This window comes from Candidatus Marithrix sp. Canyon 246, from assembly GCF_001723685.1.
GTDB lineage: Bacteria > Pseudomonadota > Gammaproteobacteria > Beggiatoales > Beggiatoaceae > Marithrix.
The window spans coordinates 23,449-37,079 of the sequence record NZ_MCBX01000001.1 but is presented as its reverse complement, the minus strand read 5'-3'; the positions used below and the strand labels follow the sequence as shown (position 1 = coordinate 37,079).

General features: G+C 34.0%; 11 protein-coding genes and 2 tRNA genes. 12 read left to right on the top strand and 1 reads right to left on the bottom strand.

Annotated elements, in window-relative coordinates:
- The first annotated feature begins 75 nt into the window (after positions 1-75).
- The 8 genes from serC to murB all read left to right on the top strand — a co-directional run bounded on the left by serC (position 76) and on the right by murB (position 6,647).
- Entirely contained in the window at positions 76-1,155 is a 1,080-nt protein-coding gene (gene serC, locus BHU68_RS00160; RefSeq protein WP_069471532.1) for a 3-phosphoserine/phosphohydroxythreonine transaminase, read from the top strand.
- Positions 1,155-2,318 carry a 3-phosphoglycerate dehydrogenase family protein gene (locus BHU68_RS00155; RefSeq protein WP_069471533.1) on the top strand — a complete coding sequence of 388 codons (1,164 nt, stop codon included), beginning with the start codon at positions 1,155-1,157 and terminating at the stop codon, positions 2,316-2,318. Before serC ends, BHU68_RS00155 begins: the two co-directional genes overlap by 1 nt.
- Positions 2,315-3,871: a glycosyltransferase family 39 protein gene (locus tag BHU68_RS00150; protein ID WP_069471534.1), complete on the top strand. Its 1,557-nt coding sequence runs from the start codon at positions 2,315-2,317 to the stop codon at positions 3,869-3,871. The genes BHU68_RS00155 and BHU68_RS00150 overlap by 4 nt, the downstream gene beginning before the upstream one ends.
- Positions 3,868-4,641, top strand: coding sequence for a glycosyltransferase family 2 protein (locus BHU68_RS00145; protein WP_102135588.1), 774 nt, complete (start codon positions 3,868-3,870; stop codon positions 4,639-4,641). Before BHU68_RS00150 ends, BHU68_RS00145 begins: the two co-directional genes overlap by 4 nt.
- Positions 4,613-5,374 (top strand): glycosyltransferase, encoded by a 762-nt coding sequence (locus BHU68_RS00140; protein ID WP_069471535.1) that lies wholly within the window; start codon positions 4,613-4,615, stop codon positions 5,372-5,374. Before BHU68_RS00145 ends, BHU68_RS00140 begins: the two co-directional genes overlap by 29 nt.
- A 65-nt stretch (positions 5,375-5,439) precedes the next feature.
- A tRNA-Ala gene (locus tag BHU68_RS00135) sits at positions 5,440-5,512 on the top strand.
- Between the two features lie 8 nt (positions 5,513-5,520).
- Positions 5,521-5,596: transfer RNA gene (locus BHU68_RS00130), tRNA-Glu, on the top strand.
- A 31-nt stretch (positions 5,597-5,627) separates the two neighbouring features.
- The gene (murB, locus tag BHU68_RS00125; protein ID WP_069471536.1) at positions 5,628-6,647 is read left to right on the top strand and encodes a UDP-N-acetylmuramate dehydrogenase; all 1,020 of its coding nucleotides are present in this window, start codon (positions 5,628-5,630) and stop codon (positions 6,645-6,647) included.
- Here the strand turns inward: murB and BHU68_RS00120 are convergent.
- On the bottom strand, positions 6,615-7,688 hold the full coding sequence (locus tag BHU68_RS00120) for an FAD:protein FMN transferase (protein WP_069471537.1): 1,074 nt from the start codon (positions 7,686-7,688) through the stop codon (positions 6,615-6,617). The two genes, murB and BHU68_RS00120, sit on opposite strands and share 33 nt — an antisense overlap.
- Positions 7,689-7,769: 81 nt before the next feature.
- Between BHU68_RS00120 and BHU68_RS00115 the strand changes: the two genes are divergently transcribed.
- From BHU68_RS00115 to BHU68_RS00100, 4 genes are read left to right on the top strand one after another with little or no spacing between them, the layout of a single operon-like run.
- The gene (locus tag BHU68_RS00115) at positions 7,770-9,170 is read left to right on the top strand and encodes a toll/interleukin-1 receptor domain-containing protein (RefSeq protein ID WP_069471538.1); all 1,401 of its coding nucleotides are present in this window, start codon (positions 7,770-7,772) and stop codon (positions 9,168-9,170) included.
- Positions 9,167-13,282 (top strand): WD40 repeat domain-containing protein, encoded by a 4,116-nt coding sequence (locus tag BHU68_RS00110; RefSeq protein ID WP_069471539.1) that lies wholly within the window; start codon positions 9,167-9,169, stop codon positions 13,280-13,282. The genes BHU68_RS00115 and BHU68_RS00110 overlap by 4 nt, the downstream gene beginning before the upstream one ends.
- On the top strand, positions 13,279-13,461 hold the full coding sequence (locus tag BHU68_RS00105) for a hypothetical protein (RefSeq protein WP_069471540.1): 183 nt from the start codon (positions 13,279-13,281) through the stop codon (positions 13,459-13,461). Before BHU68_RS00110 ends, BHU68_RS00105 begins: the two co-directional genes overlap by 4 nt.
- Positions 13,458-13,631: a type II toxin-antitoxin system HicA family toxin gene (locus tag BHU68_RS00100; protein WP_069471541.1), complete on the top strand. Its 174-nt coding sequence runs from the start codon at positions 13,458-13,460 to the stop codon at positions 13,629-13,631. Before BHU68_RS00105 ends, BHU68_RS00100 begins: the two co-directional genes overlap by 4 nt.

Sequence of the window (13,631 nt, the reverse complement as noted above, 5' to 3'; positions counted from 1 at the left end):
AATTCGCTGTACTCATATATATATAATAAATTTGTTATAATAAGCCACTTTAATAACTTATTAAAGCAATCAACAATGTCAAGAATTTTTAATTTCAGCGCAGGACCCGCGACTTTACCTCAAGCAGTATTAGAACAAGCACAAGCCGAAATGCTTGATTGGAATGGCAGTGGCATGTCGGTGATGGAAATGAGTCATCGTAGTAAAGAATATATTTCAATTGCTGAACAAGCTGAAGCTGATTTACGAGAAATATTAGCAATCCCTGATAATTATAAGGTCTTATTTTTACAAGGTGGTGCTTCTAGTCAATTTGCTATGGTTCCAATGAATTTACTGGGTGATTTAAAGCAGGCAGATTATTTTAAAACTGGTATTTGGTCCAAAAAGGCTATTGCTGAAGCAAAGCGTTATTGTGATGTCAATATAGTTACAGATTCTGAAGCTAATAGCTTTACTGATATTGCTAATCCCAATACTTGGAATTTGAATCCAAATGCCGCTTATGTTCATTACACTCCTAATGAAACTATTAATGGTTTAGAATTTCAATCTATTCCTGATGTTGGTGATAAGCCATTAGTTGCAGATATGTCTTCAACTATTTTATCTCGCCCTATAGATGTATCAAAATTTGGAGTTATTTATGCCGGCGCACAAAAAAATATTGGACCAGCCGGCTTAACTATTGTGATTATTCGTGAGGATTTAGTTAATAAAATCAATACTCCTCCCAGTATATTTAGTTATAAAACCCATGCTGATGCTGATTCTATGTACCATACCCCACCAACATATGGATGGTATCTGGCTGGATTAGTATTTAAATGGATTAAAGACTTAGGCGGTTTAACTGCAATGGCTAAACATAATCAAGCTAAAGCAGAAAATTTATATGCCGCCATAGATAAGTCTGATTTTTATAATAATCCAATCAATCCCGCCTATCGTTCTTGGATGAATGTACCTTTTACCTTAAATAATGCTGATTTAAATAAAGACTTTTTAGCTGAAGCTAAAACTCATGGTTTAGTTACTTTAGCTGGGCATCGCTCAATTGGTGGAATTCGAGCTAGTATTTATAACGCGATGCCGCAACAAGGTGTACAAGCATTAATTGATTTTATGAACGATTTTGCAAAACGGAATGGCTAATGTATAAAATACTAACTTTAAATAATATTTCAGTAAAAGGGCTGGAATTATTACCGCGTGAAGCTTATGAAATTGCCTCAGAAATTCCAAATCCTGATGCAGTATTATTACGCTCATTTAAAATGCACGATTGGCAAATACCTGATAGCTTAAAAGCAGTTGGGCGTGCAGGCGCGGGCGTGAATAATATTCCAATTGATAAAATGAGTGCTCGTGGTATTCCGGTTTTTAATGCCCCCGGTGCAAATGCTAATGCTGTAAAAGAATTAGTCTTATCCAGTATGTTGCTATCAGCTCGTAACCTGATTCCAGCATGGCAATATTCTGATCAATTAGAAGGAACTGATGCTGAAATTTCTAAACAAGTTGAAGCTGGTAAGAAAAAATATGTTGGCTTTGAATTAGAAAATCGTACATTAGGCGTAATTGGCTTGGGTGCGATTGGAGTAAAAGTAGCAAATTCAGCTCAAGCATTAGGAATGAAAGTAGTTGGTTATGATCCTCATATAACAGTTAAAAATGCGTGGCAACTGTCAGCACACGTAAAACAAGCTTTAAGTGTAGAAGACTTATTATCACAAGTAGATTTTGTGTCTTTACATGTGCCATTAATTGATGCCACTCGCAATATTATTAATGCTGAACGATTAAAAAATGCTCGTGAAGGATTAATAATTATTAATTTCTCTCGCGATGGCATTGTTGATGATGTGGCAATTTGTGAAGCATTGGAAGCCGGAAGCATCAATGGCTATTTATGTGATTTTCCAAGTAATGTGTTGAAAAATAATAAAAAGGCGATAACTTTTCCTCATCTTGGAGCATCTACCAAAGAAGCAGAAGAAAACTGTGCGATGATGGTTGCTGATGAAATACGTAACTATTTAGAAGATGGAACTATACATAATTCAGTTAATTTTCCAGAATTAGAAATGCCACGTAATGGTGGGCATCGCTTATTGGTGATTAATTCTAATGTACCTAGTATGATTGAGCATATTTCTAGCTCAATATCAAAGGCAAATTTAAATATTATTGACATGCTAAATCGTTCACGCAATGATATCGCCTGCACTTTAGTTGATGTTGATAATCCAATACCACAAACAGTTGTGGATGATATTAGTTCTAAAGACGGTGTATTGATGGTTAGAACATTATGACAAAAAACTTAAAAACCACACTACTCATCTGGCTACCGTGGCTGATAATAGCTTTAGGTATTATTTTACGCCTTGATCAATATTTATTTAATCGTTCTCTTTGGTTAGATGAATCTTTTGTGGTTATTAATGTTATTAACCGTAGTTGGTTAGAACTATTTCAGGCACCGCTTGAATATACTGGTTATATTACTCCTCCGGGTTTTCTGTTAATGGCAAAATTGTCTATTACTGTGTTTGGTAATAGCGATTTTATTCTGAGGTTATTTCCTTTTATTAGTGGTATTCTTGCCTTAATACTCTATTATCCAATGGCAAAGCGTTATGTTTCTGAACACGCTGTTCCTTTTGCCTTATTGTTGTTTGCTATTTGTAGCCAATTAATTATCTATTCTTCTGATTTTAAGCAATATTCTAGTGATGTTCTAATAGCTATAGTTTTATATTTATTAGCAGATTATATTCGCAGACATAGCCTAAACTTTAGTAGACTATTGCTGTTGACGATTGTAGGTAGTATTGCGGTTTGGTTTTCTCATCCTTCTGTTTTTATTTTAGCAACAATAGGTATTTATTTAGCGTTTCCTTATTTGTTAAATCAGCAATGGAAACAAGTAGCAAAGTTGACGCTGGTTTATATGCTATGGTTAGTAAATTTTGCGATTATCTTCTTTTTTCTTCTGAGTGTAGAAACTGTTTATGATAAATGGTTGCATGAATTTTGGATCATTAATGGTGGGTTTATGCCTGCACCATTCTCAATGGAAGGTATTCAATGGCTTTATACGAAATTTGCTCTTATATTAAATAATCTAGCCAGTTTAGGGGCTATTAAAGTTGCGGCTGTGCTGATGATCATTGGTTTTATGACTTTATTGCTAAATAAAAAACCAGCTTGGTTCTTATTTACTATGCCAATAGTGATTGCATTGTGTTTATCATTTTTTCAAATGTATGTGTTTTCAGATAGATTGTTACTGTTTATTTTACCTGTATTATACTTAATGATTGCTGAAGGTATTGCAAAAATACCTACAATAGTAGCCCAAATACTTATAGTGCTTATTCTCATATTGTTTCCAATCTATCAAAATTTTATCATTAAAGATAATCATGTTATTGAAGAAATAAAACCAGTTTTAGAAACTGTACAAGGGCATCGCCTGAACACGGATAAGGTTTATATATATTATTGGGCTGAACCAGCATTTAGATATTATGCTAATCATTATGGTTTTAATTATGAAAATTGCCATATTATTAATCCAATAGCTAAAACAGAACATATTAAAGAAGTTGATTTTTCTCGTATGCAACGCGACTTAAAACCAGTTGCTGTAAATGATACTCAATGTATATTAGGTAATTCTGAATTTTTTCATCCATCTCTGAAAGATTTAGAACAATTAAAAGGGCAGGGTAGAGTTTGGTTTATTTTTTCTCATCTTGGAGAACATGAAAGACCACTTTTTCTCAATTATCTTGACAGTATTGGAACTCGTTTAGATGAGAATTTACAGCCCGGTAGTTCAGCTTATTTATACAAATTTTGATAAAACTTTCTATTATTATAATTACTAAAAATGCCGCCGCTCATATTGATACTTGTCTCAATTCGGTTGCATGGGCTGATGAAATTATCATTTTAGATTCTGGTAGCACTGATAATACTTTGTCTTTATGTCGCGCATTTACTGATAAAATCTTTATTAATGATAATTGGCTTGGATTTGGAAGGCAAAAAAATCGGGCTTTAGCTAAGGCTAGTGGTGAATGGATATTATCCATTGATGCAGATGAATGCGTTACACCAGTTTTACAACAACAAATTAAAGATGCTATCGCTAATGCGACGACAGAGACAGCTTTTCGTATGCCGCGTCGTTCGCGTTATTGTGGGCGTTGGATAAAACATAGTGGCTGGTATCCAGATTATGTAATACGTTTATTTCGACGTGATGCGGCTCGTTTTAGTGATGATATTGTTCATGAAAAAGTAGAAATTTTACAAGGCAAACTCGCCACTTTAAACACTCCTTTACTACATTATTCTTTTGATTCACTAGAAGAAGTTCTGGATAAAGTAAATCGCTACTCCTCAGCAAATGCCTTAAAAAATCCAACCAAAAAATCGAGTTTAAAAAAAGCCATTTTTCATGGCTTATGGGCTTTTATCAGAACTTATTTTTTACGTCTGGGTTTTTTAGATGGCAGAGAGGGTTTTATGTTGGCAGTATCAAATGCTGAAGGTACTTATTATCGTTATCTGAAATTGATGTATTTACAAGAAAACAATGAACAGCATAATAATAACCACATATAATCGCCCAGATGCTTTAGCCTTAGTATTAAATGCTTTAGCGGCGCAATCTTGTCAGAATTTTGAGGTTATTATTGCTGATGATGGTTCCAGCCAACCTACTTTTGACTTAATTCAACAATTAGAATTACCTTATTCTATACAGCATATTTGGCAACCAGATCAAGGTTTTCGTGCAGCTATGGCAAGAAATCGCGCCGCTGCCGCTGCTCAAGGTGATTATTTTATTTTTTTAGATGGCGATTGTGTGCCTACTACTGATTTTATTTTTAGGCATCAACTATTAGCTGAAAAAAATTGCTTTGTCGCTGGTAATCGTATTTTATTAAGCCAGAAATTCACTGATCAAATATTGCCTAATACCCCAATTTGGCAATGGAATATTAAACAATATTTAGCCGCTTATTTACGGCGCGATATCAATCGTATTTTGCCTTTAATACGTCTGCCAGATCATAAATGGCGCAAATATAAACATAAAAAATGGCAAGGAGCAAAGACTTGCAACTTAGCTGTTTGGCGAGATGATTTTTTTCAAGTCAAGGGCTTTGACGAAGATTTTCAAGGTTGGGGACATGAAGATGCTGAATTTGTTGTACGTTTATTACAACATGGGGTGATTCGCAAAGAAGGGCGTTTTGCAGTGCCAGTATTGCATTTATGGCATCCTGAACAGGATAGACAATTGGAAATTGTGAATCGTCAACGATTACAACAAGGTTTGAGTAATTTGTAAAAAAAATTAAAAAAATGCTTGACAAAATCCAAGCAAGTCTTTAGAATGTGCGTCTATCTCGTAGAGGGGCTATAGCTCAGCTGGGAGAGCGCTTGCATGGCATGCAAGAGGTCGGCGGTTCGATCCCGCCTAGCTCCAAATTGTATGTCCCCATCGTCTAGAGGCCTAGGACATCGCCCTTTCACGGCGGCAACAGGGGTTCGAATCCCCTTGGGGACGCCACATTTCCCAAATTCCCAAACTCTCTTTCCTCTTGAAAATTCTACAAAATTATTCCCTACTCCCTCATAATACTTTTCATATTGATGCAAATACTCGCTTTTATGTTGAAATTCAAAGTCATAGCGATATTTTAGCTTTAAAAGCTGATCCTCGTCTCACTTCTCTGCAATATCATATTATTGGTGATGGTAGTAATTTATTGTTTACTGAAGATATTGATGGTGTTGTTATTCGTTGTAATTATAATGAAATCAATATTGTGAATGAAGATGATGATAATGTTTATTTATCAGTAGGTGCTGGTGTTGAATGGCATGATCTTGTTACTTATAGCGTTGAAAATAATTTCTGGGGTTTAGAAAATCTTGCCCTGATTCCAAGTACGGTTGGAGCCGCACCGGTACAAAATATTGGTGCTTATGGCACTGAGGCGAAAGATATTATTACTGATGTTCACACATTTAATTTATTTGATGGGCAATCTCATGTATTTAGTAACACTGATTGTATGTTTGGATATCGTACTAGTATTTTTAAAGAGCAATATTTAAATCAAATGCTGGTACATAAGGTAGGTTTTAAATTAAAGAAATTTGATGCTGGAACCGCTAATTTATCTTATAAGCATCTTAAAGATGCTTTAGATAAAAATAAATTAACTCCCTTAGAAGTCTATAACACCGTTATTAAAATCAGACAAAGCAAACTACCTGATCCTAATAAATACGGTAATGCTGGCAGTTTTTTTAAGAATCCTGTTATTGATATCAAGCATTTTAATAGCTTATCTGAGCAATATACTGATATTCCTCATTACAAAATCTCGAATCAACATTATAAAATACCAGCGGCTTGGTTGATTGAACAAACAGGTTGGAAAGGCAAACAAGTTGGTAGAGCGGCTATTTCAGAAAATCACGCCTTAGTAATAATTAACTTAGGAAATGCCACTGGAGCTGAAGTGAAAAATTTAGCAACTCAAGTTCAAAATGATGTGGAACAAAAATTTGGTATTCATTTAGAACCTGAAGTGCAGATGATCTGTGCCTAGAATTAAACCTGACAGGTTTGAAATAACAATTTTAGGCAATTTATTAGGTTGAAATTGCACTCTTTTTGCCATTGCTGGTGTAAAATATACTGTACCTGCCTCATCTACTAACATAACATATTTCACTCCCATTTCCGTAGCTATTCGATGCCAGTCTTGTTTGCCAGCTACCGTTAAAGCAGTGGCAGCGGCATCGGCAAGTGCGCCATTAGTATCTATTACAGTCACAGAAGTAAAATCTGTAGCCGGTTTGCCATTACGCGGATCAATAATGTGTGAATAGTGTTTACCTTTATTTTTATAATAGCGTTCATAATTACCGGATGTCATAACAGTTTCACCATCATTAACAACTACAGCGGCTAATACTCCAGTGCCGCTTGGGTGGCGAATGCCGACAAACCAATTTTGTTTGCCTTTTTTGCCTATGGCTTTTAAATCACCGCCTAGATTTATAATCGCGTTCTTTATACCTAATTCACGCATTTTTTTTATTAGTATATCAACTGCATAACCTTTAGCAAAAGCACCAAAATCTAATTGTAATGCTGGATTATTTGATGAAATCTTGTTATCTTGAATGTTTAAATCATTCATAGTTGGAGCTAATGCTAGTAATTGAAATATTTTTTCCTTGCTTGGTGGAAGACGATCTTGTTTTAATTCATCTTCATGAAAGCCCCATAATTTGATTAATTGTCCAATCGCTGGATTAAATAATCCATCACTTTTAAGTGATAACTCTTTAGCAGCGATTAAAATAGATAACAATGAATCATCGCTTACAGTATAAGTTTGTCCTTTTGCAATACTTTGATTTAACTCATTTAATGGACTTTTATGCCAAGAATGCCATTGATTGTGCATAGATTGCAAATCTTTAGAAATAATATCAAAGGTTTCATTGGCTTCGCGTTCAGATACGCCCCAAACCGTGATTCCAACTAATGTTCCAAACACATATAACTGTGCTTGATGTAATGATTTATTGCAACCAGTTAAGAATAAAATTAAAATCAATATATAACTTGTTTTTTTCATATTAATATCTCACAATTAAAGTTAATTAGGAATTATTTAAAGATAACCATTTTTAAAATATAATAATAGAGTATCATCATTATGTCCGTTTATGTACCTCAATATCAATATGACATCTTTGTTAGTTATGCTCATGTTGATAATGAAATATTTGCCGGTGTAAATAAAGGCTGGGTAACAACACTGGTTGACACATTAAAAATTTTTTTAGCTCAAAAAATCGGTAGTGCAAATGCTTATTCATTGTGGTTAGATCAAATTTTACCCGGTCATTTAGCCCCAACATATAACTCCATTCAATACTTAGAAAATTCCGCAGTATTTTTGTTGGTTTTATCTCCAGCTTATTTGAAATCAGAACAGTGTCGTTTAGAATTAAACGCTTTTTTAGCTCAAGTTGGTGTTGACTCGGGTAGGGTGTTTATTATTGAATATCAAGCCGCTGAACGCATAGAATCCTTGAGTGATTTACGAGGTTATACTTTTTGGGAAGCTGATCCAATCAATGCTCGCCCACGTTCTTTAAGTTTTGATTCTAAACAATATCATTGGAAAACTGAAGATTTAGCTATTGATATAGTAGAAAAGTTGGATGTATTAAAAACTGATATTGTTCCTGTTTCATCAGAATATACTATTTTTTTAGCAGAAGTCAGTGATGATTTATTTTTTCAACGCGATGAATTAAAGCGTAATTTAGAATTACAAGGTTTGCGCGTATTACCCAATAAATTCTATGCTTTTAATACTAAACAAGAATTAAAAAATGCTATTGACTCTGATCTACAAAAATCGGTATTATTTGTGCAATTATTAAGTGCAATTGCACCTCAACGCCCACCGGGTATGAGTACACCACAATTACAATATGATTGCGCTAAAGAGTTAGGATTACCAATTTTACAATGGCGCAATCGTAAATTAAAATTAAATGAAATTACAGATTTAAATCATCGTAAGTTATTAACTGGTAGCACAGTTATGGCTGTCAGTATGGTGGAATTTCAACAACAAATCATGCAGGCTTTAGAAAAAAGAAATGATGAGGAACCATTGACAACAAATGGTGAGTTTATTTTTATTAATGCTGCTCCTCAAGAATTAGACTTAGCAAAAGTAGTTGAAAGAGAATTAGTGAAATCAGGGTTTGCATGTAGTTTACCTATGGCAATTGATCATAACACACCGCCTGCTAAAATACGCGAAGATTTAGATAATAATTTACAGTTTTGTGATGCTGTAATTATATTAAATAATATAAATACAGATTTAGTTTGGGTACGACAGCAAGTGTTACAGTGTCGTCGTGCTGAAGGTAAACGTGACGGTAGAGAGGCTTTAAAAGCAATTGCAGTATATAACCACCCTGATAGAGAAAAGTCACCAATAAATATTAATTTACCTAATTTACATATATTAGATGGTTCGGTGCCATATCCTGATACTTGTGTGCCAACTTTTATACAGGTTTTACAGCAATGAGTAATTTTCCTTATCCCGGTTTGCGCCCTTTTCAAAGTGATGAAATCGACATCTTCTTTGGGCGTGAACAACATGTAGATCAATTAATTACCCGTCTTGGGCAAAGCCATTTTTTAGCAGTTGTAGGCTTGTCTGGTAGCGGTAAATCTTCCTTAGTAAACACCGGTTTATTAGCTGATTTAAAAACTGGTTTTTTAGCTAGTGCCGGCGTGCGTTGGCAGATTGCCCAAATGCGCCCGGGTAATCGTCCATTTGTTCGTTTAAGCAAGGCTTTATTAGAGACTAGTTTTAATGATGGTTATTTACCAGAATTGACTAATCGTGATGAAGCTGAGTTATTTTTACAAGCACAATTACAACGTGGTTCTTTAGCTTTAGATAAGTTATGGCAGTCTAAAGATACTAATCTGTTGGTGTTTGTTGATCAATTTGAAGAAATTTTTCGTTATTATGATCGTGGTTATTCTGAAGAAGCTGAAGCTTTTGTGTCTTTATTATTAGCTAGTAGTAAAGCTAATCATATTTATGTCGTAATTACCATGCGTTCTGAGTTTCTTGGTAATTGTGCTTTATTTCAGAATTTACCGGAAGCTATTAATGAGAGTCAATTTTTAACCCCGCGCTTATCTCGTGATCAATTACGTGAGGCTATTGTTACTCCTGCTAGAGTATTTGATGGCGATATTGATCCGATTTTAGTTAATCAATTATTGAATGATGCTGGTAATGATTTTGATCAATTACCATTGTTACAACATGCTTTAATGCGCATGTGGCATTTATCTGACAAAAAACATTTAACTTTAGATGATTATGATCGTATTGGTGGATTTAACCATGCCTTATCTAAACATGCTGATGAAGCTTATGCAGAATTAACTGCTGAACAACAGCATATTGCTGAGATTTTATTTAAAAATCTTAGTGAGCGTAGTCATGAGAATCGTGATACTCGTCGTTTAGTATCTGTAGATGAAGTGGCAAAACTGGCTGAGGTTTCATTTGATGAAGTGATGGCAGTGGTTGAAGTCTTTCGTAGAAATGGACGTAATTTTTTAATGCCTCCAGTTGATGATAATATCTTAGATATTAGTCATGAAGCTTTAATTCGTCAATGGCAACGTTTAACACAATGGTGTGAAGAAGAAGCTGACGCTGCCAAAATGTATCTGCGCTTACAAGAAAAAGCTGAGTTTTGGGAAAAAAAAGAAGAAGCTCTTTTACATTCTCCAAATTTAGAAATGGCGATTGCATGGCGTGATAATTCTGATAGAAAACCTACGGCTCAATGGGCAGCGCGTTATGGCAAACATTTTGATTTAGTAATGCGTTTTTTAGAGGCTAGTGAACAAGAACATGTACGAGAACAACAAGAACAGTTAAAAAAAGTACGTCAAAAAGTCACTTTTATTGGTATAGGTTTTTTAGTTAGTTTAAGTTTTGCTATCTTAGCAGGATGGTTTGGCGTTCAAGCACAAAAAGCTGAACAAGCTGCGAAAGTATCTAAGGGTTTATTTTTATCTGATTTGTCAAGACAGGAAACTGAAAAAGGTAATACTACCAATGGTATTTTATTAGCTTTAGAAGCCTTACCTAAAGATATGTCTGCACAAGATAAACCTTATTTACCTGAAGCTAAAGAAAAACTGTATAGAGCTGTGATTAAGCAACGTGAACGTTTAGTGATGGATGCTCATACTGATGCAGTTAATCATGTAGCTTTTAGCCCAAATGGTAAATATTTACTAACAGCTTCAGCTGATAAAACAGCTGTACTTTGGGATATTAAACGTCGTATTCCAATTAAAAATTTTAATAAACATAATCAAGCAGTGTCTTATGCTGGTTTCAGCCCAGATGGATCAATGATTATTACTGCTTCAATGGATAATATCGCATCTTTATGGGATATTAAAAGCGGTAAGCGTCTTAAAAGGTTATTAGGGCATAAAAAGGGTATTTTACATGCAGCTTTTAGCCCAGATGGAGATTATGTAGTTACTGCTGGAGGTGGTGGTAATGTGAGAATATGGTCAGTATCTGATGGTAAATTAGTAAGAGTTTTAAAAGGGCATAACAAGGCAATATTTCATATAAGCTTTAATGCTAATACAATTCTTACAACATCTTTAGATAAAACAGTTCGTTTATGGGATTTTAAAATAGGTAAACCATTAAAGACTCTGATGGGACATGAATATGGTATATATTATGCCGCTTTTAGCCCTGATGGTAATAAAATTGTTACTGCTTCAATGGATAATACTGCGCGTTTATGGAGCGATAGCGGTGAATTAATTCATATTTTAAAAGGACATACAGCAGGAATTTTTCATGCTGCTTTTAGCCCTGATGGTTTAAGTGTAGTTACTAGTTCTATGGATAATACTATACGTTTATGGTCAGTGGAAACAGGTCAACTTAAGAAAACATTTTCTGGGCATAAAGATTGGGTATCTCAAGCAATATTTAATCTTGATGGTTCCAAACTTATAAGTGTTTCTAAAGATACAACAGTTCGTATATGGGATGCTGAAACTGGTAATCACTTAAATCTATTGGCTGGACATAATAAGTTTATTTCTCAAGTTGTTCTAAGCCCAGATGGTAAACATATAGCAACTGCTTCAATGGATAATACTGCTCGTCTTTGGGATATTAATAATCAAGATTATTTTAAAACTTTAATTGGACATAAAGAAGGGGTTAGAAGAGCAATATTTAGCCCTAATGGCAAATTAGCATTAACTAGTTCATGGGATAAAACTGCGAGTTTATGGGATGTGAAAACTGGTAAAACGCTAAAGGTATTGGCTGGGCATAAAGAACGTGTATATCAATCAGCTTTTAGCCCTAATGGCAAATTAATTGTAACAGGATCATTTGATAATACTGCTCGCTTATGGAATGCCAAAAATGGAAATTTATTACATGTGCTAAAGGGACATGGAAATGTAATTTATGATGTAGCTATTAATTATAATAATTTACGTGTAATAACAGCATCTTGGGATAAAAAGGCTCGTTTATGGGATGTGAAAACTGGAAAATTAATTAAGGTATTGTCAGGACATAAAGAGAAAGTAGTTAAAGCAAAATTTAGTAAAAATGGTAAATATATTATTACTATTTCTGATACCACTGCTAAATTATGGAATGCTGATAGTGGTATTTTTATTAAAGATTTTATTGGACATGACAAAGTCATCAAAAATGTAGCTTTTAATTCTGATAGTTCAATGATAGTTACTAGTTCAAAAGATCATACTGCGCGTATATGGAATGTTGAAACTGGTGATTTATTAAAAATATTGAATGGGCATAAAAAAACTGTTTATAATACTGAATTTAGTCCCGATGGATCAATGATTGCAACCAGTTCTTGGGATGATACAGCACGCTTATGGGAGGTAAAAACTGGTAAAGTACTTCATATATTAACTGGACATAAATCTGATGTTTATCATGTCAGTTTTAGCCCCGATGGAAATCAAGTAATTACTGCTTCAAAAGATCAGACAGCTCGTGTTTGGGATGTTGAAACTGGTAAAATGTTATATTTACTTGATGAACATAAAGATATTGTTGCTTATGCCGAATTTAGTCCAGATAGCAAGAGTATTATTACTGCCTCCAAAGATAATACAGCAAACATATGGCACTTATTTCCAAATACTCAAGAATTAATTAATTATGCTAATAAGATTGTTCCACGCCATCTTACTAATGAACAACGTAAAGACTTCTTTTTAGATTATAAAAAAGTAATCGTAAAAAAAGAAGTGGAATTTATACGACAAAGACAAACTAGTAGGGATAGCAATACAAATAAACCTCATTTCTGTAATAATATTGAAGAAAAAGCCGAAGCTTTTATTTGTCACAATCCATTATTATGGGAAATTGAGAATCAAAATTATAATTTATATCATGGATTAATAAAGGATTTTACCAAGCAAGCACAAGATAAATTTAAACATCAGTATTTAATACCTTGGTTACATAACATACGAAATCCTCAATGTGAACAATCAGTGCCATTATGTTTGCAAGTTTATGAGCAAAGAATAAAAGAACTGAAGTCTAAATTTGAAATGGAGAAAAGCAAATGAAATATACATACTGGCAAGATAAAGATATGTGGTTAGGATATCTTAATGAATATCCTGATTACATGACTCAAGGAGAAACGTTAGATGAATTGAAAGAAAATCTCATAGATGTTTATAAGGAACTTGACAGTAGTTATATTCCTGCTGTAAGACATCAAGCGGAGTTAATAGCAGCATGAAGAGAAGAGATTTGATTTCAAGACTTGAAAAAATGGGATGTATTTTTATTCGTCATGGGGGAAAGCATGATTGGTATCAGAATCCAGAAACACAAGTTTCTCAACCAATACCAAGGCATCGTGAAATCAATGAATATCTTGCTAAACATATAATTAAGAGTTTGAGTTAG